Consider the following 25,569-nt stretch of genomic DNA (forward strand, 5'->3'; position numbering starts at 1 on the left):
CCATAAAATGGACTTTGTCTACAGTCTGGCATATCCGATGGATATACCAAAATAATGATGGTTTAATTTATAATTATTTATTAATCTGACCTTCTTCAGAAAAACGAGCATGCTATTCATACTATTGGGAACGGGTATAAAAAAAGAGACGCCGATTTTTAGGCTGTCTCTCATGAAATCATTTTTTATTTGAACCTATTCAGATTTTGACTGATCAATCGCCTCGCTATTCATTAAGCGATTGATATGGACGGTCAAATAAGCGACCTCTTCTTTTGTAATCGGTGTTTTGTGCAGCAGCTCTACATAATCCTTCGCTGTAAAGGCAATCGTGAGTGCCTTGGGGTAAAGCGTCGCGATCTGCTCGAAAAAGGATCGTTCTTCTTCTACAAGCATCTTCTCTTCAAAGTAGCGTTCGACAAAGAATTTTAAATGCGTTAAGAAACGCTGGTAATGAATATCGCTTTTATCAAACTCAATTCCAAGCTCATACCGCACAATGTCTGAAATACCCGAAACTAATTTCGCGTACTCCATCCCTTTGCGATTAGTATAATCACTGCTTTGGGCGTTGATAATATGAAAGGCAATATTCGCTGCTTCTTCTTCTGGCAAGACTACGCCTAATCGCTTTTTCAAGACTTTTAACGCATAGGTTCCTACTTCGAACTCTTTTGGGTAATAGTTTTTTATTTCCCAGAACACACGGTTCATAATTTGTACATCATTTTTTTGGCGTTCAATCGCAAAGTTTAAGTGATCACTCAAGGTGAAATAGACACTGGAATTCAGCTTACTGCCTAAGTCTTCTTCTGCCTTTTCCACAATGCTTTGGGTGATTTCTAAAAAGATTGGCGGGATGGATTCCAGCAGCTTCACATATTCCTGTATTTGAGAATTTTCTACCGGAATAAAGACTTTATTAATCACATCTTGTTCTACCTGTTGGCCGATTTTTCTTCCATAACCAATCCCTTTTCCAAAAAAGACATATTCTTGGTGTTCTTCATCTTCAGCCAAAATCGTATTTGCATTCAATACTTTTTTGATTTTCATACCGAAGCTCCTATCCTAACTCTTCACCATTTGTTTCAATAACCTTCTTGTACCAATAAAAAGAATCTTTTTTGTATCGTTCTTGAGTCCCGTTCCCTAGATCATCTTGATCCACATAGATATAGCCATATCTTTTACTGATTTGAGAAGTTGAGGCACTGACTAGATCAATCGGCGCCCAGCTTGTGTAGCCAAATAGATCGACACCCAGCTCGACAGCTTCCTTCATTTGTTGGATATGCTGCTTAAGATAGCTAATACGATAGTCATCATGCACCTTCTTATCCTCTGTCAGTTCATCCTTGGCACCCATACCGTTTTCAACAATAATCAATGGCACTCGATAACGATCGTAAAGTTCAAGTAGAGAGATTTTTAATCCTATTGGATCAATTTGCCAGCCCCAATCCGTCGAAGGAAGGTATGGATTTTTCACACCCATGACCGTATTTCCGGCTGCTCGTTCTTTTGAAGTATCTGCTGACTCTGTTCGGGACATATAGTAACTAAAGGCTAAATAATCGGCGGTATTTTCTTTTAAGAGTTTATCATCATTTGGTTCTTTTTTGAGTTCAATTCCTTTAATTTCTAAATATTTCTTGTATAACGGTGGGTATTCGCCTAATACTTGAATATCCGCATGAGAATGATTGTCTAAATTGCTATTTAAGGACAATAACACATCCTCTGGATTACACGTATTAGGATATGTCGTCAATTTTGTCAGCATACAGCCCATTTGACTGCCTGGAATAAGCTCATGACATTTCTTAGTAGCAATAGCCGCCGCTACATATTGATGATGTAAAGCCTGATAGATCGCCTCTTCATAAGAATAACCCTCACACTTATCCTCCACGATTCCCGCTGTGGTGAATGGATGTCTTCCCACACTATCTACTTCATTGAAGGTCAACCAATACTTGACATACTCACCGAATTCTTTAAAGCAGACTTCCGAAAATTTCACGAATAGCTCTACCAGCTTGCGGTCTACCCAGCCATTGTATTTGTCCGATAGTTCCAAAGGCATTTCATAATGAGACAGCGTAACAATCGGTTCAATCTTGTATTTCTTTAGCTGTTCAAAGACTTTTTTATAATAATCAATGCCCAGCTGATTTGGTTTTTCTTCTTCACCCGTGGGGAAAAGTCTTGTCCAAGCAATTGATAACCGTAATGTTCTAAAGCCCATCTCCGCGAAAAGCTCGATATCTTCCTCATATCTATGATAGAAGTCGATTCCTCTTCTTTTAGGGTAGTATTCTGTCGTTTTATCGCTTTTGGCCTTTTCGATAATTGCTGTCGTAATCGTATGATGCGCCGAATAGTCTTTCACATCTACTTTTGGCTTATAGCTTGCTACATCCGCGACAGACATTCCTTTGCCATCGACATCCCAAGCTCCCTCGACTTGATTGGCCGCAATCGCGCCGCCCCACAAAAAATTTCCCTTAAAACTCATTAATTCTCCATCCCCAATCTATCAATCGCAAATAAAGGCAATTCCTTACTCACTTCTTCTTGTTCACTGATTTTTAGTTTTACATTTTTCGGATTTGTGACAATAATCATCGTGGTCGGATCAAATCCTGACTCGATAATTTTTTCTAACTCAAAGGAAAGCAACAGGTCGCCTTGACTAACTTTCTGCCCTTCTTGAACATAGCTCGTGAAATATTTTCCCTCCAGGTTCACTGTATCAATGCCGATATGGAAGAGAATTTCCACCCCATCCGTTGTTTTCAACCCTAATGCATGCTTCGTGCTGTACACCATTTCAATGACTCCATCGATAGGAGCGAATAGCTCGCCTTTAGAAGGAACGATCGCCACACCGTCACCCAACATCTTGCTAGAAAAAACGTCATCCTTCACCTCTGATAAAGGCAAGACTTTACCAGCCAATGGTGCGTTAAAAACAAGTTCATTTTCATTTTTCTCAACGTTTTCTTCTTCTGAATCACTTACTGGCTCTTTCCATAAAACAAAGGCTGCGATAAAAGATGCCGCAAATGAGACGACTAATCCGATCACCGCATTCATTAAGTTTCTAGGAAGCTCATCGGATATGAACATTGACAAACTGGCAAGACCAGGTCCAACCGCTACATACGCTTCTACGCCAAGTATGCCGACTGTCGCTCCGCCGATCAGACTTCCTAGCATAACACTGTATAAGACGCGTTTGTGTAAGATCGTTACCCCGTATAGCGCAGGTTCTGTGATTCCAAATAGGGCAGAAATAGCTGCCGATACTGCCGTAGCTTTCATTTCTTTATCTTTAGAACGGAGTGTCACTGCAAAGCAGGCACCAGATTCTGCAATGTTATGCGCCAATGATGCCGCATTATAGATCAATTCTTTCCCTGTTTCTCCAAGAGAAGTAATCACATATGGGATCATCGCTTTATGCATCCCTGTGACAACCATGAATGGCAAGAATGCCGCTAACAAGGCAACGGCAATCCAGCCAAAACGAGCAAAGACAGTCATGATAACACTTGCGAAGCCTTGACCAAAGGTATAGCCGATTGGTCCAAGAATGAATAATGTTAATGGAACAACAATAACAAGTGACATCATTGGAACAAAGAAGCTTCTGATCACTTTTGGACTGATCTTCGTAAAGAAGCGTTCAAGATACGCATAGGAAATCGTACATAAAATAGCTGGGAACACTTGATACGCGTAATTGATATTTTGCAGGGACAATCCGAACAAGCTTGTTCCTTCTGTTAACATGGTGGTCAGACCCGGAATCAATAAACCACCAATCGCTGAAACAGCGACTAAATTGTTCACCTTCATTTTATTGGCAGTCGTAATCGCAACTAGCATGGGTAAGAAGTACAGCGGCGCATCTCCCACAAAAGTAAGAATCTGATAGGTTGATGTTGTTTTATCTAATACACCGACTAGATTCAAGAGCATCAATACTGATTTCAAGATCCCTCCACCGGCAATAGCTGGAATCAATGGTTGGAAAATACTGATGACAAAGTCGAGAACAACAGCTGAAGGCTTCTGATTTTTCTTTTCTTCTGTTGTTGACGTTTTCCCTTTGATCATCTCTTGCAGCTCATTATAAACTTCAATCACGGCATTACCGATGATAATCTGCGTTTGAGCTGTCTGGTTTACTCCAAGCACCCCTGGAATTTTTTTGATTTTTTCTACATCAACCAGTTCATCCTTCACTATAGTGAATCTCAATCGTGTAGAGCAATGCTCCAAATGAGAAATATTCGACGGGCCACCAACCGCATCCAGGATCTCAACCGCTACTTTTTTTTCATCCATTTTAAAAACCTCCTGATTTTTTAATAAAAAAAACCGAACTAGACCTCCAACGATTTGTTTGGAAATCCAATTCGGTTATGCCTGTAATCAAATACAGTTACATGCCTTTTATTAAGTTGCCTAATTATAAACACAGAAAAATGAAACCGTCAACATTTTTTTGAAACTTTTTTTAGTCGAAGCATCGATAGTACGCAAACAGCCCTTCAATAAAGGCCTCTTCCACTAAATCAATGGGAATGTCCTTACGAAAAACACTCAACACTAGCAGTAAAGCAACAAAAAAAAGAGACGCCAATATCTATCAGCTATCTCGCATAAAATTATATTTTTTTGTTTATCTATGAACCGATCCTCAGCAGTCAGCAATATCCCAGTTTTTTTGATAAATTACCGGTACAAGAAAGTGTCCTTAAAAAATGTGTGAACAATGATCTGACTTTCTTGATCATTGTTCACGTTCAAAAGCGATTTTTTTATTTTATCTTAAGAGACTACCATATGGGGAGACTTCGCAATGTTTACTTCAACATCTTTTTTTGCATTCGTACAAACAACTATCACTGTTGGATCATACCCATTCTCTACCACCTTATCGAAGTCAACCTGTAGAATTTTATCTCCTTGCTTCACGATATCCCCTTGCTTCACGAAGCTAGTAAAATACTTCCCATGCAGCTCTACTGTATCGATTCCTACGTGAACAAGGATTTCATTTTCATTTTTCGTTCGGATTCCTATGGCATGTTTACTCTCATCCATAAAAACTTCTACTGTTCCAGATACTGGTGCATATATATTATTGTCCTCTGGAGCAACGCTAAATCCAGAACCCATATCGCCGCTAGCAAAAACATCATCTTTTACTTCTGATAATGGGATTGTTTTTCCCTTAACTGGAGAAATTACGGTTTCCTCTAAAGCAACAGGCGATTTATCTTCTTCTGTTTGCGATTTACTTTTTTTCAATCCTAATACAAAAGTAACAACACAAGCCGAAGCAAATGCTGCAACAATGCTAAGTCCCATCAAAAGAATGTTTGTCAATGTACCATCAGGATTAGCATAGATAGGTAGTGACGTAATTCCTGGCATAACAAATGCAAAACACTTCACAGATAAAATGGTGGTCAAAGCGCCTCCGATTCCCGATCCAACCATTGCACCAATAAGTGGAGTACGATTAACAACATTTACTGTAAACAATGCTGGTTCAGAAATTCCGAGAAACGCTGAGAAACTAGTTGAAAATGCCGCAGCACGCATTTCTTTATTCTTCATTCGTAAAGCTGCTCCAAAGGCAGCGCCTGACTCAGCCATATTATGACAAAAGGAGATTGGCAATAAATAGTCATAACCTAAAGAAGCAATATTTTGTATTTGAATCGGGGAAGTGCTTTGATGCATACCCGCAATAACAATAAGGGGCATGAAGAACCCAAGTAAAAATCCAGCGATTGGCCCTAAAGTGCTGAATAACCAAACAATACCATTTGCTAAGCCAATCCCGCCATAGGCTCCTAATGGCGCTAAAAATAGGAAAGTTAGAGGGATCGTGATAATCAATGACAAAACAGGCACTACTACCATCTTGAGAATTTCGGGAACAAACTTGTCAATAAACGTATAAATAATTGATAGAAGACCGACACCCAAAATTATGGGAAAGACAGAATTCGCGTAATTGAAAATTGGAACAGACAGACCGAAAAAAGAAAATGGATTTTTGTCTGCTTCAAAAGCATTCACAAATGATGGATATAATAATGCTCCTGCCACAGTTACAGCTAAATAGCTGTTCACCTTGAATTTTTTAGCAGAAGAAAGCGCGAGTAGTACTGGAAGAAAATAAAAAGGTACATCTGCAATTAAGTTGAACATCTCCAATGTCCCACTGCCTTCAGAGAAGGCCCCAAGGCTGCTCATTAAGGCGATGATCCCTTTTAACATCCCACCTGCTACTAATGCCGGAAGTATCGGTGAGAATATTCCTGACAATACATCGAGTATTAAATCCAGAGAAAATTTTTTCTTACTCTGGGAAGGTGATCCTGAACTTTCATTGAGAAGCGGTTTAATCTCTTCGAAAACTTTTCCTACATTTTGACCGATAATCACCTGGTATTGACCATTCTTTAATTGAACTCCGATAACACCTTCCAATTGTTCAATGGCTTTAATATTTGCTTTGCTATCCTCTTTCAAATTAAAACGTAGTCTCGTAACACAGTGCAATGCATTTTCAATATTATTACTACCGCCTAATTCGTTGACAATCTTTTTTGCTAACTCAGTGTAATTCATTTTTATATCCTCCTTGTTTCAACTCTCCTTACTGCGACCATTAACAAAAAACTCTACTGATAACTGCCTCATTTATTAGGGGTGATCAAGAGACCCATTTGTTGTAAATCGGCTTCTTGATCACGTAAATATTTATTCTAGGTTTTCACCATTCGATTCAATGCATTGTTTATACCAATAAAAACTATCCTTTTTGTATCTATCGCCCGTTCCTTTGCCCCCATTATCTAAATCCACATAGATAACACCGTAGCGCTTACTCATCGTTAATGGACCACAGGCAACAATATCAATAATCCCCCACATCGTATAACCTAATACTTCAACGCCATCAATAACCGCTTCTTTCATTTGCTCAATATGTTTTTTCAAGTATTCAATTCGATAAGGATCATGTACTGACCCATCGCTTTCTAGTGTATCGCCTGTTCCAAGTCCGTTTTCAGCAATAAACAATGGCAACTCGTAGCGATCATACATTTGGTTTAACGTCACACGTAATCCGATTGGATCAATTTGCCAGCCCCACTCACTCGTCTCAAGATAAGGATTCTTATTCGCCATAATCAAGTTGCCAGCTGTTTTCTCCCATCCTTGGTCACTTGTAGAAACTTGAGAAAAATAATAGGAGAATGATAAGAAGTCAACGGTTCCTTCTTTTAGAATTTCTTCATCGCCTTCTGCAAAGTCAATGGTAATATTAAATTTTTCAAAGTACCGATCCATATATTTGGGATACTTTCCTCTTACCATGATATCGGTATAAAACCAATTAGCATATTGATCATCTTGAACGGCCTGTAGCGCATCTTCCGGTTTGCAGGTTGCTGAATACGTCGTGAAACGAGCGATCATACCACCAACCTTACTGTCAGGAATCATTTCGTGAGCCAACTTAGTCACTCTTGCATGAGCAATAAACTGATGATGAAGGCATTGGAATATGTCTTGACTAGTAGCTTCATCTGGGAATAAACAAACACCATCCCAAGGAGAAAAACGCCCTGCATTGAACTCATTCATTGGTAACCAATAATCGACAAGATCGGCAAATTCTTCAAAAAGCACTTTACAGTAATCTACAAAGAAATCAATGGTTTGTCGATTCGTCCAACCACCATATTTTGTTACTAAGTTTACTGGAATGTCATAATGTAAAATGGTACAAAAAACCTTCATTCCATTTTTTTGACACTCCTTAAACAGGTCCTTGTAGAACTGAATCCCCTTCTCATTTGGCTGCTGATCATCTCCATTTGGAAAAATTCTAGACCAACAAATCGAAGTTCTAAAAACCTTCATCCCCATTTCCGCAAATAGAGCAATGTCTTCTTTATTTCTATGATAGAAATCTATCCCGCGACGGAATGGATAGAAATCTGTATCTTCCTTCGCAGCCAAAGCCGCTTCAAACTCTTTCCTAGAGAATGGATCATTATGATGTTTTTCTTCCACTTGTTCAAATGTCCAAGAAGGATCGAGGTAACGACAGTCCTGAGTCTGCATTCCTCTCCCATCTTCATTATAGCCGCCATCGGCTTGAGAGGTCGAAATCGCTCCCCCCCATAAGAAATCTTTGTCAAATCCTTTTTTCATAAGCAATAAACCAGCCTTTCGTTATGATTCTTCATTGTAGATGTCTTTCTTTAATGCTATTATTCCATCATAGAGGAATGGTTAAAAGTCATATTTCCATCAGTTTTATATCATATTTACAGGAGGTTGCTATGAATATTGAAGAGTTGGAATTCTTTCTACATAGAATCACAAAGAGTGAACAATGGCATCTGGATCACCCTGGAGAATTGAGTCCTTTTTACAACAAACTAACGACTCAAATCCATAAAGGAGAACAGTGCTACTTCTTTGATTTTGTAAACACACTTAAAAATGATGAATTTGCCGTAGTGAAGGAAACACGGTTTGCCACGATTCCTCTTCATTATCATAAGGATATGGAGATGAACTATGTCTATGAAGGCTCCTGTACTTTTATGATCAATCAGAAAGAAGTCGTTTTAGAAAAAGGAGACTTATGTATTTTAGAATCGGATGTTCATCATAGCGCAACAAGTGTGAAAAATGAAGATGACATCATTATTAATTTTGTGTTTCGAAAATCCTATTTCACAAACAGCTTCTTAAATCGTCTGTCAGACAAAGGGTTAATCACCCGTTTCTTACTTAACGCCATCTCTCAATCACATAAGCAAGACAAGTATCTAATTTTTAAAACAGCGAACAACTTTCGCTTTCATATGATTATTCAACTTCTCTTGTGCGAGTATTATGCCCCAAGTATTTCTTATGATGAGCTAAATAAGACGTACATGGCTCTCGTGTTTTTAGAATTAATCAATACGATCCACGATACAGGGACCGTCGTTTCTGACTCCTATAAAAATGATGAACAAATTATTTCTATCCTAAAATATATTGAAGAAAACTTTGATACCTGTACACTTAAGGATGTAGCAAAAGCATTCAATTTCAATCCAAACTACGTCGGCAATCTAATAAAAAAGAAAACAGGATCGACCTTTCAGGAACTAAAACTGAGTCAACAATTATCCGTAGCTGCAAACCTGCTTCGATCAACAGATAAAACGGTTTTAGACATTATGGCATTCGTCGGCTGTTCCAACCCGTCCTACTTCTACAGAAAGTTCAAAGAGAGTTTTCACCTTTCTCCAAAATCCTATCGTTCTAAAGAAGATAGCCATGCTTAATTCTATTAAAAATAACAATTCTTCCACTTTCTTCAAAGGGGCTCTAAAAAGAAGTCCTTTTGAAGATTCTCATTTTTCAGACTCTAAAATTACAAAAAAAAGAGACGCCAATATCTATCAGCTATCTCGCATAAAATTATTTTTTTTTGTGTATCTATGAACCGATGACCAATAAAACCTATCCTATGTTAATAGCTCCCCCTTGTGCTAAGCCTTGACTAAGTAATCCTTGTCAAAGACCCCTTGTGTCAACATGTAGCCGCTCCCCCAAATTGTCTGCAGCATCTCTGGGTCGAATCCTGCGATCTGCAGCTTCATCTTGATCCGCTTTATCAAGACAGAAGTTTGCGAAAGATGCGAATTATTCGGTGCCTCGTTCCAGAGACGTGCGCATAATTCTTCTCTTGAGACCACGCCGCCTTTTGAGCGAATCAGACAATCCAGCATTGTCTGCTCCCGCTTAGTCAGGCTCTTTTTCAATTGCAGAAGGTTGCCGCTTGGCATCGCTTGTTCGTTCTTGTAGAGAAACACGATGTTCGTTTCATCCTTTTGATACGGTGCCAGCTTCTCTGACAGCTGCTCGCGTAAGAGATCAATCGACTGATTGCCAGACAACCAATCCACCACACCCAATTTCTTTAGATGCTCCTCTTCACTTGCGGAGGGCTTATTGCCAGATTTTCGCAACAATGCCCGTTTGTCCGACTTTAAGATCGGCAACAGCTCTCGAATTTCAGAATCCGCCAGCGTCTCACTCAAGATGACTCCCTGATAATTCAACAGGTAGCCCTTCAAGGCTTCCTGCTTGGCTTCTGCCTGATAAACACTGGACTTTAAACATTCCAACAAGTCCACAGAACAAAAGACTTCGTAGTTCAGGTGTTGAAGTTGCTGCTGCAGGGGTTGCTCAATGACTAAATTCTTGGTCAAAATCAAAATAGGTTTCATTCATCTGCCTCCTAAAACTATTTTTTAAAGGAAGTAAGTGGCAAATTCCACTTACTCCCCTCATTTTAATTTCCTAAAAAGTAATTCAACTGCGCTTGCCAATCAAGGTAAAGGAAGATCGCCGCACCGATCGCTACCAGCATGATAAACAACAAGCCGCAATCGACTAATAATACCGTCGACTTCTTCCCATGCTCCAAGCGTAAGCGACTGTCTTTGATGAAGAACAACAAGAAGCTGATCAATCCCCCTAAGGCAATCGCGCCGAAGACTCCCAGCCATACTGGAATCGTCATTTATTATTCCCTCCTAAGGTGTGTCGTCTAATGACCATGTTAATTTCGCCTTGTAGATCGTCCCCTTTTTCCCAGCATTTGCTGGTAGATTCAAGGAAATCTTATCGAACGGCATCCGCAGCTGCCACGTATCCTGCCCCTCATTCGGCTGTGCAGAAACCAACGTCTTCGCTGTCGGTTGACCTGCCACCAACGTTTCCGTCGTCTGAACACTGCTAGGTACATCCGCACCCGTTGGCGATGGATCAATCGTTTCCTGCGGCGTATCCCGATCGGTCACTCTCTCAATCGACATGTTTTCCAGTTTCAATGATGTCCCTGTCCCGTTTGGCATTAAACTATTCGAGCTATCCTTGAAATCAGATAACTTGGCGGTTAATTTCCACCCCGTACTTACCGAACGATCATCCTTGATTCTGGTGTAGAATCCATCAGTGACAACATTTGTATTCGACTGATAATTCATTGAATGGAGATGATGCGTTTGCGCTGTATTCACAATTGGGTTGGTCCCATGATTAAAGTAAATCGGAACAGATTGCAATGCCATATCGTCGCTGTCTTTTGGTGTGTAGGTTTGTTCGTCGTCTTGTATTTGGACTAGGCCCTCTGTTTCATTATTATAGGGGCCTGTAATCGTGTCATCATCCCAATCTACACGACCTTTAGCCTTTAGCCAGTCATTAACGATACCCGTTGCAGTAGTTTCAAAGGTAAATTCAATAGTTTCACCATAGTTCAAGTCACCGTGATTATTTGTCCCATTAATATCTGCTAAAGTAGCTGGTCCCCCGTCTTTTGTTATGCTACTCGGATCGATCACCAATCCGGCTGGTAAGGAAACCTCTGCATAAGTATCCTCAGCTTTCTTAACACTCATACTTTCAATCGTCCATGTCCACTTTAATTTTTCTCCAGAGTATACTTTCTTTTTATTGGGCACTATTGTGTGCACTAAGTCGCTCGCAGAGAAAAAAGTGATCGTTCCGCCAAAGGATTTTGTACCCGAAGAAGCCCCTTCTGTTAGTTGCGATCCATCATAAGAAAAACTGATCGATTTATCGCTTAGCGAAAAACGAGTCACATTTGACATCAATATTTTATCACCATTATATGTAAAGCTAGGTGACGGTGTAATATCAATATTGCTGGCTGATAGTCCAGCGTGCCCAGTTGTTTTCAATATGTCTACTTCTGCTTCTCCTCCAACAGAAACTATGGGAATAGGTAAAATTATTTTTTGAAAACCTGCACTAAGCTCAACCAATTGATTTAAATTATTAGCGCTCGTTATATCGGTCAATTGATTATTCTCACAAATTAATTTTTCCAATAAACTGTTCATGCTCACGTCTAAATCAATCAATTTATTTTGACTACAATCAAAATTAGTCAATAATGTGTTCTTACTCACATCTAAATCGTCCAAGTTATTATTATTACAATTGAACCACTGCATCAGTAAATTTGTACTAGTATCGATATCCGTCAGCTTATTACCATAGCATTCCAGCATTTCTAATGCTATTGCTCCATTCACGTTTAAACTAGTTAATTCATTAATAGCACAATTTAGATTTCGTAATGATATCAGATCACTCACATCTAATTCCGTTAGTTTATTGGTGTTACAATCTAAATAATTAAGTAAAGTTAGCCCTTCTAAATTCAGGTTGCTTATCTCATTCATCCAGCAAGTCAAACTTCTCAAATCCTTGTTATTACTTAAATCTAAACTACTAATGCTATTTCTAGTGCACACCAGCCTCTGTAAAGCGACATTTGTACTTAAGTCCAAACTAGTTAGCTTATTGATATCACAGTCGAGTTCCCTTAATGCTATAGCTCCATCTAATATCAAGTTTGTCATCCCGTTTTCACCACAAACCAAAAACCATAGTGATGTGAGGTCGCTCACATCTAACGTTGTTAGCTTATTACCACCACAATTTAATTCTTCTAAAGCCAGTGCTCCATTGAGATTCAAAGTGTTTAGTTCATTAACATAGCATTCCAGAACTCTCAACGATGGATGATCATGTGCATCTAAGCTAGTCAATTTATTGTTAAAACAATATAAGTTTTTTAAAAGTATATTTGATGTAATATCTAAAGAGGTTAATACATTCATACTGCAATTTAGATCGACTAGCGATGTATTTGCACTTATATCTAAATCCACTAACTTATTATCATTACAAAAGAAATAGGTCAATAATGTACTCGCACTTACATCTAAATTAGTCAGTTGGTTGTTGTTACATATTAATGTTGTCAATGCTGTATTAGTACTTAAATTCAGACTAGTTAATTGATTATCAGGACAACTTAAACTAGCTAATGCCGTATTTGCACTTAGATCTAAACTATTTAAGGAATTACCGGGACAAATTAGGTTCGTTAAATTAACCGCATACTCTATTCCCATTAAACTATTCAAATTTTTAAAGGCGACCCCTATTTGATTCAACGCCACCATATCATCATCTGTCAACTGATCCTGTGCTTTCCCATATCCAGACCAACTAGTACCTAAATTTTGCACACTCGCATCTGTCCGCAATAACTGTGCAAAATCCGCATCAATATCCACGCCCTCGATCAAGTTCACCGTCTGGGGGCCAATCCCACCTTTTGTCTGTGGCTTTGACTTCACTTCTGCCTCAGGTATATCCTCATTACTTGATTCACTCGTCGGTGTATCTTCGGTTGAGTTTACCTCTGGTTGGCTTTCAGTTGCTTCCGTCTCAGGTGTACTTTCTATAGTAGATACTTGGTTCGCTGCTTTTTCCTTGTACTCCTTCAATGGATCATCTGCCATCGAGCTGATCGTGGATTCGCCAGTGGGCACTTCTTCGACAGTCTCCGCATACGTAAGGGAAAAAGGAAGCAATGGTAAGAGCAATAAAGTTAAGCCAAGATAATGTTTAATTTTCTTGTTCATTGTCATCCTCCTCCCTCAGTCGTGTGAATAGAAACAACCAGAAACTACAGGCAACACAAAGGAAGCCTGTCCATTGCATCCCTGCTTGATGGAGTTCTCCTGTTTTTGGTAAGTTCTTGTGACTTTCTTGTGCGTAATAGTTTCTGGCACTGCCTAGTGTTAACGGCAAGACATTGTTGAAAGGCGTGATCCATCTTGGTTCATCAGATGGAGATGGGTCGGGATCGTAAGGTGTCGGATCTTTTGGCTCGGCTGGTTCCTTTGGTTCAGTTGGCTCAGTTGGCTCTTTCGGGTCTACCGGTTGTTCTGCCTTAAAGCTAATGCCTACTTGATCGTCTCGCTCTTCTCCGAAAACAGAAAGTGGGGAGAACACTGCGAGCAATGAAAAAAGAAGCAGCCATTTTTTTCGTTTCACATCCCTCACTTCCTTTCGTTTCCTTGAGTTTCCCATTGTTTTTGACGGTAGCGAAGATAACTGATTAATCCAATCAGGGCAACCACTAAGCCTAGCGCTGTCCACAATACCCAAGATGGCACGACTACTTTATAGACAGTCTCATCATTGACCTTATCCGCCTGTGCTTTTCCGATCGTGAATTCTTCTTCCCATTTCCATGTTCGACCATCCCCTTGTGCCGATCCAGTAAAGACATAGGTTCCGGGGGAGAACCGATCTAAGCCTAACGGCATTTCAAAGTCGAAGTTAGAATTCGGAGCGACTGAGAAGTTTTCCATCTCATGCTTAACAATGGTCTTATTCTCACCCTTTTTCTTCACCTCTCCTTTAATGGTCATATCCTGCAACACTTTCGGTTGATCGTTTTGGATCGTCGCGGCAATGATTTTTCGTCCATGGGAAAGAGTCATATCGACTTTCTTCAAATGAAGCTCTGCCCCATGATTGAAGGTCTCTTCGTCCTCGGTCAACATCAAGGCAATCACCCGAGCATATTCAGGCACCAACCCGGTTTTCTTTTTGTCCTTGTCCTCGGCCTTTCGCAAGAAACGCACCGAACCTAGTTTGACACCAGAAAACGCATTATCAGGCATCGTTATCTCAAAATCGACAATCTTCTCTTCATAATTCTTCACCGTTACCTGCTTGAGATTGTCCTTCACTTTGACAAAGCTGGTGATGGGTTGCTTCAAGCTTTTATCCAGCTTCGGCTTATCCTGCGCATAATCGATTGCACCTACGGAACTACTCACCGCATCGTGAACAGCGACATTGACCGTCACAGGTTCCTTTTGAGTACTAATAACTTTTACCTGAATTGTCTGCTTCTGACTCGGCTCCATCTTTAAATAGAAGAACGTGCGCTTCTTATCAAACTGATTCTCAGGGATAATACTTTCAACCGTATAGCCAGCCGGTCCTTGGTTATCCTCTGCTTGAGCCATTAATGGGAAACAAAAACTAACGATAAACAATAGAAAAAATAAGCAACGGTATCTAAAACGTGTTTCTCGTGTCATGGCGTCCTCCTCCAAGAAAAAAGGGGAGAGGAGACGCCCTCCTGCTCCTCTTTTTGTCTTCATTAGATTGTGTCATCCAATGACCAAGTTAAGTCTCCAGTATAATGGTGCCCCTTTTTCGCCACATTTGCTGGAACGGTTAATTTGATGTTCTTCATTTCCATAGCTGTGTTTCCTTCGAAAGATGTAGGACCAGAGGTGCTGCCATCCTTCATCACTTCTGTAGCAGTTAATGCTCCTGTTGTTAAGCTGTAATTTGCTGCCATCGTTGCTGTTTGCCCCGATGTCGCAACAATACCAGAAATTTCAGGTGAGATCGTTCCTTGGTATCCATGCATATCTGTATCGAACTTCAATACCGCACCATCTAACTTTGTGGCTGGGTTTGACGTACTTACTAATTCGGCAACTTTCGCGGTTAATTTCCATTCGACGTCCGGATCACTGGAGCCATGTGGACGAGTATCTTCAACAACGGCATATTTTTTTACACCGCCTGCCTCATCCTGCTCATCAAAATCTTGAACGGCTGTGTTCACCGTATTGGTAGACCCAAAGTCTAATTCCAATGGTGTCCAGAGAATCTGTAAGTCCCCAGGATTCGTTCCGGGATGGTGAAGTGAGAACCCAATGCCTACTTCTGTATCATTTGTATCTGCTGCTAATGCCGTCCCTCCCGCTACAAACATGCCTAAAACGGTCGCGCTGGCTAGCATGCCAGCTAATAATTTTTTCTTCATTTCTTTTCTCTCCCTCTTTTTTATTTTTTGAGATTTATATACCAAACAGCAAGAAGCCATTGATACCAAATAACTGAACTTTCTACTAAGAGAAATGGTAAACTTAGTCCATGTGTGTGATTTTCTAACAGTCAGAGGTTTTCCTGTTTTAATTAAAAATAAGGGGTTTTTATTTAGGTGCTTATTTTCAAGTGGATCGTGAGATGACGGCGACATTTGACGGCTTTGTGGTAAATACAAAACTTAATTAAATAACAAAAGTGGAAATTTACGGCTTATTAATCTTAATATTTTCTTAATAATTAAGCTGTTTTTAGAATAAATGTGCCCTCTTTTGTTCCCTAATCAATGGTAGCGCTTACTTAGAATGGACAAAAAAGTGCTTTCCCAAAAAAGAAAATTAACTTATTTTCATTAAACTTTATTTGATATTTAATAATTTCTAACTAGCAAGTGCCTCAATGGCGTAGACAGCTGTGACCCGTTCCTCCATCATGGAATCCGAATACACATCTAACGTCATTTTCGTGGAAGAGTGACCAAGCAATGCACTCACTGAGGCAATTCCAACATTGGCTTCTAAACAACGAGTCGCAAAGGTATGACGGAGTTGATGGAAATGAATGTTCTCCAGTTTGGCTCGCTTCCGAACTTGATGGAAATAATGCGTCAATAGTCGTGGCTCGCAACCTTTTCTTCCTATAGAAAAGACAAACTCACTGGTTTTCTTTTTTTCTAATCTCCTTAGTAATTCTTGAACTTTTTGATTCATCGGAATAATTCGATGTGACGCTGCACTCTTCACGGAATCATAGCTTACTTCTGTCTTCTTTTTCTTTGCTCGTTTGAATACGAGTACAGGTTTGATTCACCGTGAGAATCCCTCTAACGAAATCAACGTTCTCCCATCTCAACGCCGCCACCTCGCCAATCCGCATCCCTGTGTTTAGTGCTAAGGTGGTTGCTTGTGCTTTGTCATCGTTACACCTTTCAACGGCTTCCATTAAGTTCCTCTGTTGTTCACAAGTTAACGCACGCACTTTTTGAACTCTTCTTTTTGGCAGGTGCACGGAATCACAAGGGTTTATGTACAACAGCCCTTGTTTTCGTGCGTCATTTAGCGTCTTTTTCAACAAACAAATAATGATCTGAATACTAGTTGGTGATAACTTATTTTCCACAAACTGATCAACTATTTCTTGAATTTTTTTTGTTGTCAATTGATATAAAGGAATGTCTCCCAAATAAGGAAGAAGATACCGTGACAATTTGTAGCTATAATTTGAAAACGTTGAGGCTTTAATTGATCGTTGAACGTCTTTTTTCCATTTAATAATCCATTCGTTGTAAGTCATCAAACTTTTTCCATATAACTCCATCATACGTTCCGCTTGTTTTTTTAAGGGGAACAGTTTTTCTTTGACTGTTTGGTAAGATTTCCCGTAGACATAGCCGTATTTTTGCCGACCATTGCTTTTTCTACCGATCGCATAGCGACCTTCCCAACGTCCGTCTTTTCGATAGTAGATGTTGTCTCCTTTTCTTGTTTGGTTGTTCATAAAATAACCACTCTTTCTCTTAGATTTGACGAGCTTTTTTGACGGTCACTGAAATTGTTACTTTTCATTAAACTTTCTTGGAGGTTTTCACCTTTTACTAATCCAAAAAGTTAAATTCAAACAATAACTTTTAAATTATTATTGCATTCTTCTTTATATTATTTTATAATTTGTAATGTAAAGTTAGTGACACGCAAATCTATGATGTTTTTTTCTGGTTATTTGTCAGATTTCTTATTTTTAATTAAAACAGGAAAATTGAGTATTAATATTTTTGCGATTTTCGCTTGTTTTTTTATTTTTTCACAGAACTATTTCAACCACCAAAGAAGTCTATTTCTTTGGGGATTTTTTTTTGTGTTTTTCACCTTCTGCCCTCTTCCATCAGACAATATGTATTTTTTTATCACTACATCCTACCCAAACAATAACACCATTATAAATGACTTGCCCACATTTATTAATGTTCTATTTCATAAATAAAACACTATTATTCTATTCTTTTAAATTAATTCGTTTAATTATATACAACAAAGCCCCTTTCATTGCATTATTTTTTGATTTTATTTGAAAAATTTGCCTCCTCATTTTCGGCTATACTATAGACATTAAAGATTGAGGAGTGATGCACATGTCAAATGAAACGTTAACTGGGAAAATTTTGTACAACAAACGGATGTCTGAAGATTGGTTGGAGGTAATGGAGGATGCACCTGCTTTTGATCGTTTTGATTTGAAAGCGATCTCAGCGTTAGTGATAGCACCTTGTGAGCTGGGGACGTTGATCGTTCGTGAAGAGGAACGTTCTTTTTGTGAGAGTAACCCCTTAACGACTCTTCGTGAATTTTATCGTACTCATCGCTTATTTGATTATTCCATGACGCGGCGGTGTTTTTCGTTGATGGATGGCTTTTCTTCCTATAAAGCCCCTTTTGTGAATTGGCACTATGCCTTGTGCCCTTTGGAGCAGCCGGAGAATGGTACGTGGGTGAATCCATTGGCTGTCTATGAGGTACAGACGGTTCAGGGCGTCTGTTTTGCGGAATTAACCAATGGGCTGGTGTTGGAGCTTCCGATTCAGCGGCGCAGCTTTCTGGAACAATCGGAAAAGGCACTGTATACTCTTGGGTATTTGCGGAGAGAATACTCCCTCACCTTGAAATACGATGGCGTGCCATTGGACTATCTGTCTCTGCCGAATACACCCTTTCTAAATACTTTACGAGAGCGGCCGTTGTTGCAGGGGTGGACAACGAAACGTGGGGTATTCCAACAGAGGTATCTTAGTGAAGTCCTACAGCATAAAGAGAATAGACTTGCCATTAAATAAAGGCTTCTAAAATAAATGACGCCTTTTTGAAAGGATAATTAACGAGTATTCACACTACTCTTCATTCAGTGGAGAGTAGTCTTTTTTCAAATAAAATACCCCATCATCGCAGGGATGACAGGGCTCTAAATAGTAGTAGCATCGATTTTTTCTATTTCAAGGCTACGGGAATCATGCTCAGTAGATCAAATAGATAGTGGCAGATCCAAGAAACCCAAACAGAATTCGATCGCTTCCATACGAAGTTAAGAACTAGGCGAATCGGCATCAAGGTCAATAATAATTGAAGCGGATGGAAACCATATGCCGTAGTATGCCAAAAAGCAAACAGGATAGACACGATAACAGACGCGACCTTAAAGGACAGTCCTTTGTTTTCTAACGCGATCAGCAAATTCGTAGAAAGTAGTTCTTCCCCCATCAGCATGAAGGGCACTTGGGTAAAGATCATCATCATAGAAAGAGTCGAATCTATCGTGTTCGTGGTTGGTTTTCCTGCAATGGCATGAAAGATAATTCCAAATACGATCCCCGACACCATCGTCAACGGAACGCCATACAATAAGACTTTAAATTTGAAATGCTTGAACTGCTGCAGGAACTGTTCCTTGAAAAAGAAAAAGCCGATAAGTCCCGCAAATACCATATTAAACAAAAAACCAACTGGTTGGATCAGCTTGATTATTGGCGAAAGAAACACAAGTGCGACAAGAATCGTGAGTCCAATCGCCAGATTTGCTCTTTTTTGACTATCCATCGTCTCCATAGTTTTCTCCCCCTTTAGACATATTTCACTGCTGTACCATAAGCAGCGACAGTCTGCATATCTGTCACAATCGAACCTGAGTCGAAGCGCATCATTACCACAGCATCTGCATCTAATTGCTCCGCGTTCTCTATCAGTCGTTTGATCGCAAACTCCCGCGCTTCCTCCAGCATCTCCGTATAAGCCTTAATCTCCCCACCGACGACATTTTTCAGGCTTGCGCCAATATTTTTGAACACGTTTTTGGATTGTGTCGTTAGTCCGAACACCTCACCGATAATTTCATAGTTTTGACCTGGAATGGTTTCTGTCGTTGTCACTAGCATATGCGTAGTCCCCTTTATCATTTATTCTTACCGCTTAAAATAAATCCGAATTGTTTCTATACGTTCTTATTTATTAAAGACAGTATAGTATGAAGCAGGTGAAACACCGTGTATATATGCTCAGACCGTTTTTTGAGGATGTTGCTGGTTTGTTGATGGTTCTTGCTTTTTGTCACTATATTTCTTTTTTTCTGTAGGAGGGAATATTTTTGAAGAGTCGTTCTTAGATGGTTGTATTGGTAGGTTGGTGTACTATGAGATCATGACTTCTCCATGGATATTTTCAGAGTAAAGAAAAGCCTTCCTGTTAGCTCTTTAAGAGATTACGAATTCTTTTTTCATTTTCTCTCTTACTTTTTAGAAAAACTACTGCTGATTGCCTCATCAGAATAACTGGTATTTCTCTTCTGATTACTGCTATATCAAACACTTCCTCTCTACTTTTGACTCTACATGATTTCTAAACAATTCCAAGAATTCCGAAATTTCTTATTAACATCCAAAATATTCAAATGGATTAACAAGTAAATCAACTTTCGTAATAATAAAGCTGAATATCTCTGATATGCCGAAGAAGATCAACTACCCAAAAGAGTAGTTGATCTTCAACTGTTTTTTCTTCTAAGAGAGTTCTAAGACCATCTCCTAGAAGAAAAGCTATACTATAGATCCTGGATCTGTGTCAATAAAGTGGACTCATTTATTGAGAGTTTTTTTGAAACCAATCCACTCTCGAGTTGTTTCATGATTTCAGACAATCGTCAAACCAAAACCGTTTGACCATTCTCAGAAACCACGAAAAGAGATTCTCGTGGATTCGTTCAAAAATTTTGCGTAGTTATTGCGCGTGCTGCCGAGCTAGATCTTCTGCCTGTTGTGGTGTTAGATAGCCAATTGCTCCATGTATTCCAAAGTTTCGAGTACCGTATTAAGCTTCGTGGTTTTAATTCTAATCCTCCCTCATTTTAAATAAAGCAATTTTGGTTCAGTGGAATTTTAGACTTATTTGTTGGTGCGAATTAAGCCACGGTACGTTACCTTTGCACTATTCTTTTGTTTCGTTTCTATATTTTTGTAAGGCAATTATATACTCAATGAGTTCATCTATTATTTCGCCCCAAGAGAGTGATTGAGCATATTCTCTATTAGTAATATAGTTTTGCCACAAGCCTTTTTTGAAATTCTGATTGTCTTTAAGTTCATTTACCAAGTATAGCCAATCCTCAAAATCTGCATCTTCAATTTGGTCATGTCGGAAAATCCATGTTTTATTGAACGCTTCATACAGATTTTCTAATGAAGGTTTGTTGGGATCGTTAAGAAGTAAGTGAATGTCATAGAAATCTTTCATACGTGTGTTTTGAATCCCAAGTGCAAAGATTGTTTCGACTTTCTCAGCTAACACAGTTTCAATAGGATAAGAATACATAGTGATTCGCTCATTCTCTCCTTTTTGTTCTTTAAAGGTCAAATTGAAGGTAAGCACTTTAGGTTCCGGCGTAACAACGTCCCCTACACCTAAATCCAAATCAAAAGCGATTTTTGCTGTACTATTGAGGTGCTGCATAGTTAACTTTGCTCGAAATCCAGTATACTTTCTTTCATGTTGTGAATCGCTAAAGTTCCCAAGTTCGAATGAAACGTCATCGTTTAAATCTATAGTTATTATTTCTTCCAACATTGATTTTACAGATTCTCTATCCGCAGCGATGTCCTTTACAAGTGCATCCAAATCTTTGGTTGTTCTATTTTCGATTTTATAAATTGTTCCAAGCAGGAATCCACCTTTTAGAATCAATTTATCTTTGTATGGACTGGCTTGCACTCTCAGCAAAAAGCGCTCAGTAGCATAGCGAATCCGTAATTCTTCTGCACTGGCTATACTGCCTTTTTTAGCCTTTATTAAGTCTCTCAATCGATCCGAATTCATTTTATTTCACCTCGAGATCTCAAAAGAGTTAAACATTCGTCTAATCTTTTTTTTACACCTTGCTCATCAGCTATGCGGCGCAGTCTAAGTTCCTTACTTTGGGGATTATTCATATACCTTTTTACAGCATCAAACATAACCTCAGCTTCAGTGTACGAAGAAGTTTTTAGAATGTCAGCGATTGTTCGTTCAGGAGTGGTAACTCTTACTTGATTTCCAAAAGTAGTCTCAAACGTTTCTATTTCGGAAGACTTTATCTCATTATTTCTTACTATATCAATCGAATCGTTTCCTGAGTAATGGACGATTACTCTAACTTTGTTATGAAAAGTACTTGGTGCCTTTGATACAGTCAGATGAGGGCTTTCTCCATCCCACACAAATAATTGGTTAAGGTTGTAGGTCTTCGGTAAACTCATGATTGTAGTTTTAGGAATGACATCTGTTAGATCATGGAAATATAAAGCAGTTTCGTGTGAAATTACGGCTTTTGAATATTGTTGTTGAAAAATGTAGACTCCATCTAAAGCATTTTTGGGTGAAATATATACACTTCCTCCATACATGGATTGAAATCCATACTTAGATAGAAAAAGTATGGCTTTGTAATGTGTTAGTCCAACGGTGCCCAATCTTTTTTTGATAATAATTCCCTTTGAATCGACGACTAATTTCAAGAAGGTAAATTCGTCAGTATCTTCAGCAGGAAGCTCATCAAAATCAATATAGCGGCTCAATCGATCGCCAAGCGTAAGTTGTTCTAAAAATTCTTGTACATCTTTTAAGGCTTCAGGGTTCATTTCTTTTACTGTATCTAAAAGCCTATTAATTTCTTCTGAGTGATCGAGATTACTTCTGTTAGTCATAGACTCCCCTCTTTCCTCTAACTAGATAATTTCCGTACTATATATTTAATCGTTTGAAAAATTGGGAAATACCTCTATTTATTTTAACACAAAACTACAATTAGTTGTGAATATATAGTTAGTGATTTAAAAGTTTAATTATTGTTCTTCAATTTTTGTCGCTTTTATTTTGTCGAAGTTGATGAACACCAGACTTTTACGTATTTTTACAAGAAAATCGGATCACCCATTCCAGATCCAGCCTATAATAAACTGATGGAAGATATTGAATCTGGAGAATTTGAACCAACATTGGTTCAAATTATAGGAGTGGGAGTAGTTGGAGTCGCCGCACTAGCGCTAGTTTTCTTTGCTGCTGACGTCATAGCTTTTGTTGGAACAATAATTGTAGGGATTACAGGTGCTGTTGTCACAGTTTCCGAAGCATTATTGGTAATAGGTAAATCAATAATGGGAATTTTTGCTCAAATAGTGGGATAATTAAATGGAATCGCCTTTGTTGAATTTAGGCGGCTCCATTTTTTTAGACTGAGAAGATATATGTAAAAGCTATGATCAAGAATAGTATCCCAAATAAAATACCATTGATGTATTTCAAATACACTTTTCTTATGTAACCTTTTTCTGACTCATTAATTTCAATCAGAACATTCTGTTTTTTTACTTTAGTAACGATATAGTTTTCCTTTATTAGACTATAGGTATAGATAAACTTTTTATAGCTAATTAGAAATCCGATGATGGCTAGAATAAATGAAATATAGCTGAATAAATAGTATCCTCTTAAAGCAAAGAAACTCATGGGGATTATCAACAATATGGCTACCATGGCAAAAATATTTGTCAGATTAGTATATCTTTTGTATTTAACTAGCCTATGATCATTAGATATAAAATTCGGTATTGCTTTACTATTGTCTAATTTCCCTTCAATTAATTTGGATTTTGATCGTAGGAATTTGTCATTTTTAACTCTATAAATCATAATAATTATGTATGAAAAACCAAAAAATATTGACGCAATATAAAAAAGCAAAATGCTCTCTCCTCTGCTAATTCGTTCTGTAAATTAAGTATATATCATCTAATGAATAAGCATACATCTACACTCTTGAATGGACTTGAGTCAAGATCTTGGACACATTTTTGTAGAGACGATTACAACATTTTTCTTTTTCATTTTTATCTTCAGTGCTATAAACAAGGGTAAAAACTTCCATCTTTAACACACTACTTTTAAATTTTTAGCTACGGTATGGAATAGCAGCTTTTTTTTGACAAAAATTTAACTACAGGTATAAAGCGAACATAAATTTTGATGTGGGGTTATGAACATTTATACGAACGTTCAACATTTGTGTAAAATAGTTTGCATTGTATAATTGAAGTAAAGAGGTGATACTATGTTGACTACAAAATCTAGATTACAGGGAGGTTCAGTTGTAATTACTTTGCCGTCGGATAACGGAAAGATGCCTCCAGAGAACCAAGAATATATAGTTGTTTATTCTGAGGACGGAACAATTACGTTAGTTCCTAAAATTGAAGATCCATTTAGTGATGGAGAAGAAGCAGAGTATTATGAAAAAGATGAATGGAAGGATTTATCTCCTGAAGGGAGATAAATCTTGTAATGGCTGAAAAAAATAAATTATATCACTAAAAAGGTGACATTGTTTGGATCGATTTTGATCCTTCAGCAGGAAAAGAAATTCAAAAAAGACGCCCTGGATTAGTTGTATCTAGATATGACTTTAATCGTTGAACACTGTTTGCAGTCATTTGCCCAATCACTTCTACTGTAAAAAATATACCCACACGATATTCTTTGCCTGAGGAATTAGATACAAAAGGACAAGTAATAATCTCTCGATTGAAATCATTAGACTTCAAAGTGAGAAAACTGAAAAAATTGAAAACTTACCGATACAAGATATGGCAAAAATTGATCAAATAATCGAGTATATCTTTTAAACATAGTAATGAATGCCTTTTTCTGTAGGCGTCCATTACTATGTTTTTTTCTCTGACCTAAAGCAAATAAATCTCATTTCGCATCCTATCTTTCATACGCGGAATTGCAACGAAAAAGTATATAGAATAGATGGTTATATTCGCTGTTGAGAGCAAAGATGCAAAATTATGAAACTCACTATTACACCAATTATAGGAAAATCTTTTATCCAATCATCTATAATAGCTCCCCGAAAAAGTATTTCTTCCATGATTGGAGCAGCAATCGCCATCATTCGAACATTTATTATTGGGCTTTCTTGACCACAACGATCTATCATTCGCTGTCGCATTCCCCTTAGTTTTCTAATATTCACTTATCTTCTATAAACAAGCATTCGAAATATGTGCAAAATTTCTTTTAGTGAGAAACCCTTTGTAAAAACGAATAAACCCTAGATTTTTGATAAAATAGACTTATAAAACAAATCGGGGTGGTCGATATGTGTAAAAAATCTATAGTAGCGCTGTCACTAATTCTTTCTGTATTTGCCTTAGCAAGTTGTACAGCGGATAAGGAAAAAATTACTGAACAATCCGAAACCATTTCTTCGTTGCAAAGCCAAAATAGTTCATTAAAGAAAGAACTTTCAGATCTTAGGGAAATTAAAAGAGGGGAAACGGTTGAATTATCTGGAATCGTTCGAGTTGGAAAGACACTATCGGCAGGTTATTACAACATAGAATCGAAAAGTAATAAGGAAGAGACGTTTCTTTTCTATAAAGACAAAGAAGCTTTTGAAAAAAATGAGTCAAAAAATGAATTGCTAATCCCTGATTCGAACGAACAAAAGACAAATATACGGTTCAATTATAAACTGGAGGAAGGGAATATATTAGAAATTCTAGACCCTTTATTTTTTACCAGAACGGGATAAAATTGCTGTCATTGTATTATGCTATTTAGGCAAAAGATTTCTATCAGATACGTAAATAATGAGAAAAATCAGAGGTTTAAGTAACACATCCACCCGTGAGAACGG

23 protein-coding genes and 1 pseudogene are annotated in these 25,569 nt (G+C 38.3%); 6 read left to right on the plus strand and 18 right to left on the minus strand.

Annotation, left to right across the window (positions count from 1 at the left end):
• Positions 1–195: 195 nt before the first annotated feature.
• The 5 genes from RV13_RS18115 to RV13_RS18135 form a co-directional block, all read right to left on the minus strand.
• Positions 196–1,056 carry a PRD domain-containing protein gene (locus tag RV13_RS18115; RefSeq protein WP_028020190.1) on the minus strand — a complete coding sequence of 287 codons (861 nt, stop codon included), beginning with the start codon at positions 1,054–1,056 and terminating at the stop codon, positions 196–198.
• Positions 1,057–1,066: 10 nt separating this feature from the next.
• Positions 1,067–2,521: a glycoside hydrolase family 1 protein gene (locus RV13_RS18120; protein ID WP_028020189.1), complete on the minus strand. Its 1,455-nt coding sequence runs from the start codon at positions 2,519–2,521 to the stop codon at positions 1,067–1,069.
• Positions 2,521–4,359: a beta-glucoside-specific PTS transporter subunit IIABC gene (locus RV13_RS18125; RefSeq protein WP_028020188.1), complete on the minus strand. Its 1,839-nt coding sequence runs from the start codon at positions 4,357–4,359 to the stop codon at positions 2,521–2,523. Before RV13_RS18125 ends, RV13_RS18120 begins: the two co-directional genes overlap by 1 nt.
• 486 nt (positions 4,360–4,845) lie before the next feature.
• Positions 4,846–6,663: a beta-glucoside-specific PTS transporter subunit IIABC gene (locus RV13_RS18130; protein WP_028020187.1), complete on the minus strand. Its 1,818-nt coding sequence runs from the start codon at positions 6,661–6,663 to the stop codon at positions 4,846–4,848.
• A 132-nt stretch (positions 6,664–6,795) separates the two neighbouring features.
• Positions 6,796–8,259, minus strand: coding sequence for a glycoside hydrolase family 1 protein (locus RV13_RS18135; protein ID WP_060789567.1), 1,464 nt, complete (start codon positions 8,257–8,259; stop codon positions 6,796–6,798).
• 131 nt (positions 8,260–8,390) lie between these two features.
• Between RV13_RS18135 and RV13_RS18140 the strand changes: the two genes are divergently transcribed.
• Entirely contained in the window at positions 8,391–9,392 is a 1,002-nt protein-coding gene (locus RV13_RS18140) for an AraC family transcriptional regulator (protein ID WP_028020185.1), read from the plus strand.
• A gap of 207 nt (positions 9,393–9,599) precedes the next feature.
• Here the strand turns inward: RV13_RS18140 and RV13_RS18145 are convergent, their stop codons facing one another.
• The 8 genes from RV13_RS18145 to RV13_RS18175 all read right to left on the minus strand — a co-directional run bounded on the left by RV13_RS18145 (position 9,600) and on the right by RV13_RS18175 (position 17,355).
• Positions 9,600–10,340, minus strand: coding sequence for a winged helix-turn-helix domain-containing protein (locus RV13_RS18145; RefSeq protein ID WP_028020184.1), 741 nt, complete (start codon positions 10,338–10,340; stop codon positions 9,600–9,602).
• Positions 10,341–10,405: 65 nt separating this feature from the next.
• Positions 10,406–10,636, minus strand: coding sequence for a hypothetical protein (locus tag RV13_RS18150; protein ID WP_028020183.1), 231 nt, complete (start codon positions 10,634–10,636; stop codon positions 10,406–10,408).
• Positions 10,637–10,649: 13 nt separating this feature from the next.
• On the minus strand, positions 10,650–13,580 hold the full coding sequence (locus RV13_RS18155; protein ID WP_060789562.1) for a WxL domain-containing protein: 2,931 nt from the start codon (positions 13,578–13,580) through the stop codon (positions 10,650–10,652).
• Complete coding sequence (locus RV13_RS18160; RefSeq protein WP_028020182.1) at positions 13,564–13,995, minus strand: EF2685/EF0750 family sortase-dependent surface protein; 432 nt, start codon at positions 13,993–13,995, stop codon at positions 13,564–13,566. Before RV13_RS18160 ends, RV13_RS18155 begins: the two co-directional genes overlap by 17 nt.
• Positions 13,996–14,000: 5 nt before the next feature.
• The gene (locus RV13_RS18165) at positions 14,001–15,056 is read right to left on the minus strand and encodes a WxLIP family cell surface protein (protein ID WP_035019372.1); all 1,056 of its coding nucleotides are present in this window, start codon (positions 15,054–15,056) and stop codon (positions 14,001–14,003) included.
• Positions 15,057–15,118: 62 nt separating this feature from the next.
• Positions 15,119–15,796: a WxL domain-containing protein gene (locus RV13_RS18170; RefSeq protein WP_028020180.1), complete on the minus strand. Its 678-nt coding sequence runs from the start codon at positions 15,794–15,796 to the stop codon at positions 15,119–15,121.
• Between the two features lie 442 nt (positions 15,797–16,238).
• Positions 16,239–16,568: a tyrosine-type recombinase/integrase gene (locus RV13_RS20710; RefSeq protein ID WP_060789563.1), complete on the minus strand. Its 330-nt coding sequence runs from the start codon at positions 16,566–16,568 to the stop codon at positions 16,239–16,241.
• Positions 16,569–16,605: 37 nt separating this feature from the next.
• Positions 16,606–17,355: a tyrosine-type recombinase/integrase gene (locus RV13_RS18175; RefSeq protein ID WP_060789564.1), complete on the minus strand. Its 750-nt coding sequence runs from the start codon at positions 17,353–17,355 to the stop codon at positions 16,606–16,608.
• Positions 17,356–17,986: 631 nt separating this feature from the next.
• On the opposite strand from RV13_RS18175, the gene RV13_RS18180 reads away from it, so the two are divergent.
• Entirely contained in the window at positions 17,987–18,685 is a 699-nt protein-coding gene (locus RV13_RS18180) for a hypothetical protein (protein WP_028020619.1), read from the plus strand.
• A gap of 151 nt (positions 18,686–18,836) precedes the next feature.
• Here the strand turns inward: RV13_RS18180 and RV13_RS18185 are convergent, their stop codons facing one another.
• From RV13_RS18185 to RV13_RS18200, 4 genes are all read right to left on the minus strand, one after another.
• Positions 18,837–19,451 (minus strand): CPBP family intramembrane glutamic endopeptidase, encoded by a 615-nt coding sequence (locus tag RV13_RS18185; RefSeq protein WP_028020618.1) that lies wholly within the window; start codon positions 19,449–19,451, stop codon positions 18,837–18,839.
• 14 nt (positions 19,452–19,465) lie between these two features.
• Complete coding sequence (locus RV13_RS18190) at positions 19,466–19,777, minus strand: heavy metal-binding domain-containing protein (RefSeq protein WP_060789565.1); 312 nt, start codon at positions 19,775–19,777, stop codon at positions 19,466–19,468.
• A 1,045-nt stretch (positions 19,778–20,822) separates the two neighbouring features.
• A complete protein-coding gene (locus RV13_RS18195) occupies positions 20,823–21,707 on the minus strand; it encodes a nucleotidyl transferase AbiEii/AbiGii toxin family protein (protein WP_028020616.1) in 885 nt (294 codons plus the stop codon).
• Complete coding sequence (locus RV13_RS18200) at positions 21,704–22,573, minus strand: type IV toxin-antitoxin system AbiEi family antitoxin domain-containing protein (RefSeq protein WP_028020615.1); 870 nt, start codon at positions 22,571–22,573, stop codon at positions 21,704–21,706. The genes RV13_RS18195 and RV13_RS18200 overlap by 4 nt, the downstream gene beginning before the upstream one ends.
• Before the next feature lie 141 nt (positions 22,574–22,714).
• Here RV13_RS18200 and RV13_RS18205 point away from each other — a divergent pair, with 141 nt between their 5' ends.
• The 3 genes and pseudogenes from RV13_RS18205 to RV13_RS18220 all read left to right on the plus strand — a co-directional run bounded on the left by RV13_RS18205 (position 22,715) and on the right by RV13_RS18220 (position 24,547).
• Positions 22,715–23,053, plus strand: a complete 339-nt coding sequence (locus RV13_RS18205) for a hypothetical protein (RefSeq protein ID WP_028020614.1) — start codon at positions 22,715–22,717, stop codon at positions 23,051–23,053.
• 923 nt (positions 23,054–23,976) lie between these two features.
• Positions 23,977–24,198, plus strand: coding sequence for a type II toxin-antitoxin system PemI/MazE family antitoxin (gene mazE, locus RV13_RS18215; RefSeq protein ID WP_060789566.1), 222 nt, complete (start codon positions 23,977–23,979; stop codon positions 24,196–24,198).
• Positions 24,199–24,245: 47 nt separating this feature from the next.
• A pseudogene (locus tag RV13_RS18220) lies at positions 24,246–24,547 on the plus strand (type II toxin-antitoxin system PemK/MazF family toxin).
• Positions 24,548–24,681: 134 nt separating this feature from the next.
• Here RV13_RS18220 and RV13_RS21690 read toward each other — a convergent pair.
• Positions 24,682–24,879, minus strand: coding sequence for a CPBP family glutamic-type intramembrane protease (locus RV13_RS21690; protein ID WP_143142301.1), 198 nt, complete (start codon positions 24,877–24,879; stop codon positions 24,682–24,684).
• Positions 24,880–25,029: 150 nt separating this feature from the next.
• Between RV13_RS21690 and RV13_RS18230 the strand changes: the two genes are divergently transcribed.
• Entirely contained in the window at positions 25,030–25,464 is a 435-nt protein-coding gene (locus tag RV13_RS18230; protein ID WP_028020610.1) for a hypothetical protein, read from the plus strand.
• Positions 25,465–25,569: the final 105 nt, after the last annotated feature.

Origin of the sequence: Enterococcus raffinosus (assembly GCF_001886185.1) — a bacterium.
GTDB classification, from domain to species: domain Bacteria; phylum Bacillota; class Bacilli; order Lactobacillales; family Enterococcaceae; genus Enterococcus_A; species Enterococcus_A raffinosus.

Bases quoted from the DNA above. Each gene is read 5' to 3' on its own strand.
- RV13_RS18115 (WP_028020190.1), bottom strand. From the start codon at position 1,056: ATGAAAATCAAAAAAGTATTGAATGCAAATACGATTTTGGCTGAAGAT.
- RV13_RS18120 (WP_028020189.1), bottom strand. From the start codon at position 2,521: ATGAGTTTTAAGGGAAATTTTTTGTGGGGCGGCGCGATTGCGGCCAAT.
- RV13_RS18125 (WP_028020188.1), bottom strand. From the start codon at position 4,359: ATGGATGAAAAAAAAGTAGCGGTTGAGATCCTGGATGCGGTTGGTGGC.
- RV13_RS18130 (WP_028020187.1), bottom strand. From the start codon at position 6,663: ATGAATTACACTGAGTTAGCAAAAAAGATTGTCAACGAATTAGGCGGT.
- RV13_RS18135 (WP_060789567.1), bottom strand. From the start codon at position 8,259: ATGAAAAAAGGATTTGACAAAGATTTCTTATGGGGGGGAGCGATTTCG.
- RV13_RS18140 (WP_028020185.1), top strand. From the start codon at position 8,391: ATGAATATTGAAGAGTTGGAATTCTTTCTACATAGAATCACAAAGAGT.
- RV13_RS18145 (WP_028020184.1), bottom strand. From the start codon at position 10,340: ATGAAACCTATTTTGATTTTGACCAAGAATTTAGTCATTGAGCAACCC.
- RV13_RS18150 (WP_028020183.1), bottom strand. From the start codon at position 10,636: ATGACGATTCCAGTATGGCTGGGAGTCTTCGGCGCGATTGCCTTAGGG.
- RV13_RS18155 (WP_060789562.1), bottom strand. From the start codon at position 13,580: ATGAACAAGAAAATTAAACATTATCTTGGCTTAACTTTATTGCTCTTA.
- RV13_RS18165 (WP_035019372.1), bottom strand. From the start codon at position 15,056: ATGACACGAGAAACACGTTTTAGATACCGTTGCTTATTTTTTCTATTG.
- RV13_RS18170 (WP_028020180.1), bottom strand. From the start codon at position 15,796: ATGAAGAAAAAATTATTAGCTGGCATGCTAGCCAGCGCGACCGTTTTA.
- RV13_RS20710 (WP_060789563.1), bottom strand. From the start codon at position 16,568: ATGAATCAAAAAGTTCAAGAATTACTAAGGAGATTAGAAAAAAAGAAA.
- RV13_RS18175 (WP_060789564.1), bottom strand. From the start codon at position 17,355: ATGAACAACCAAACAAGAAAAGGAGACAACATCTACTATCGAAAAGAC.
- RV13_RS18180 (WP_028020619.1), top strand. From the start codon at position 17,987: ATGTCAAATGAAACGTTAACTGGGAAAATTTTGTACAACAAACGGATG.
- RV13_RS18185 (WP_028020618.1), bottom strand. From the start codon at position 19,451: ATGGAGACGATGGATAGTCAAAAAAGAGCAAATCTGGCGATTGGACTC.
- RV13_RS18190 (WP_060789565.1), bottom strand. From the start codon at position 19,777: ATGCTAGTGACAACGACAGAAACCATTCCAGGTCAAAACTATGAAATT.
- RV13_RS18195 (WP_028020616.1), bottom strand. From the start codon at position 21,707: ATGAATTCGGATCGATTGAGAGACTTAATAAAGGCTAAAAAAGGCAGT.
- RV13_RS18200 (WP_028020615.1), bottom strand. From the start codon at position 22,573: ATGACTAACAGAAGTAATCTCGATCACTCAGAAGAAATTAATAGGCTT.
- mazE (WP_060789566.1), top strand. From the start codon at position 23,977: ATGTTGACTACAAAATCTAGATTACAGGGAGGTTCAGTTGTAATTACT.
- RV13_RS21690 (WP_143142301.1), bottom strand. From the start codon at position 24,879: ATGCGACAGCGAATGATAGATCGTTGTGGTCAAGAAAGCCCAATAATA.
- RV13_RS18230 (WP_028020610.1), top strand. From the start codon at position 25,030: ATGTGTAAAAAATCTATAGTAGCGCTGTCACTAATTCTTTCTGTATTT.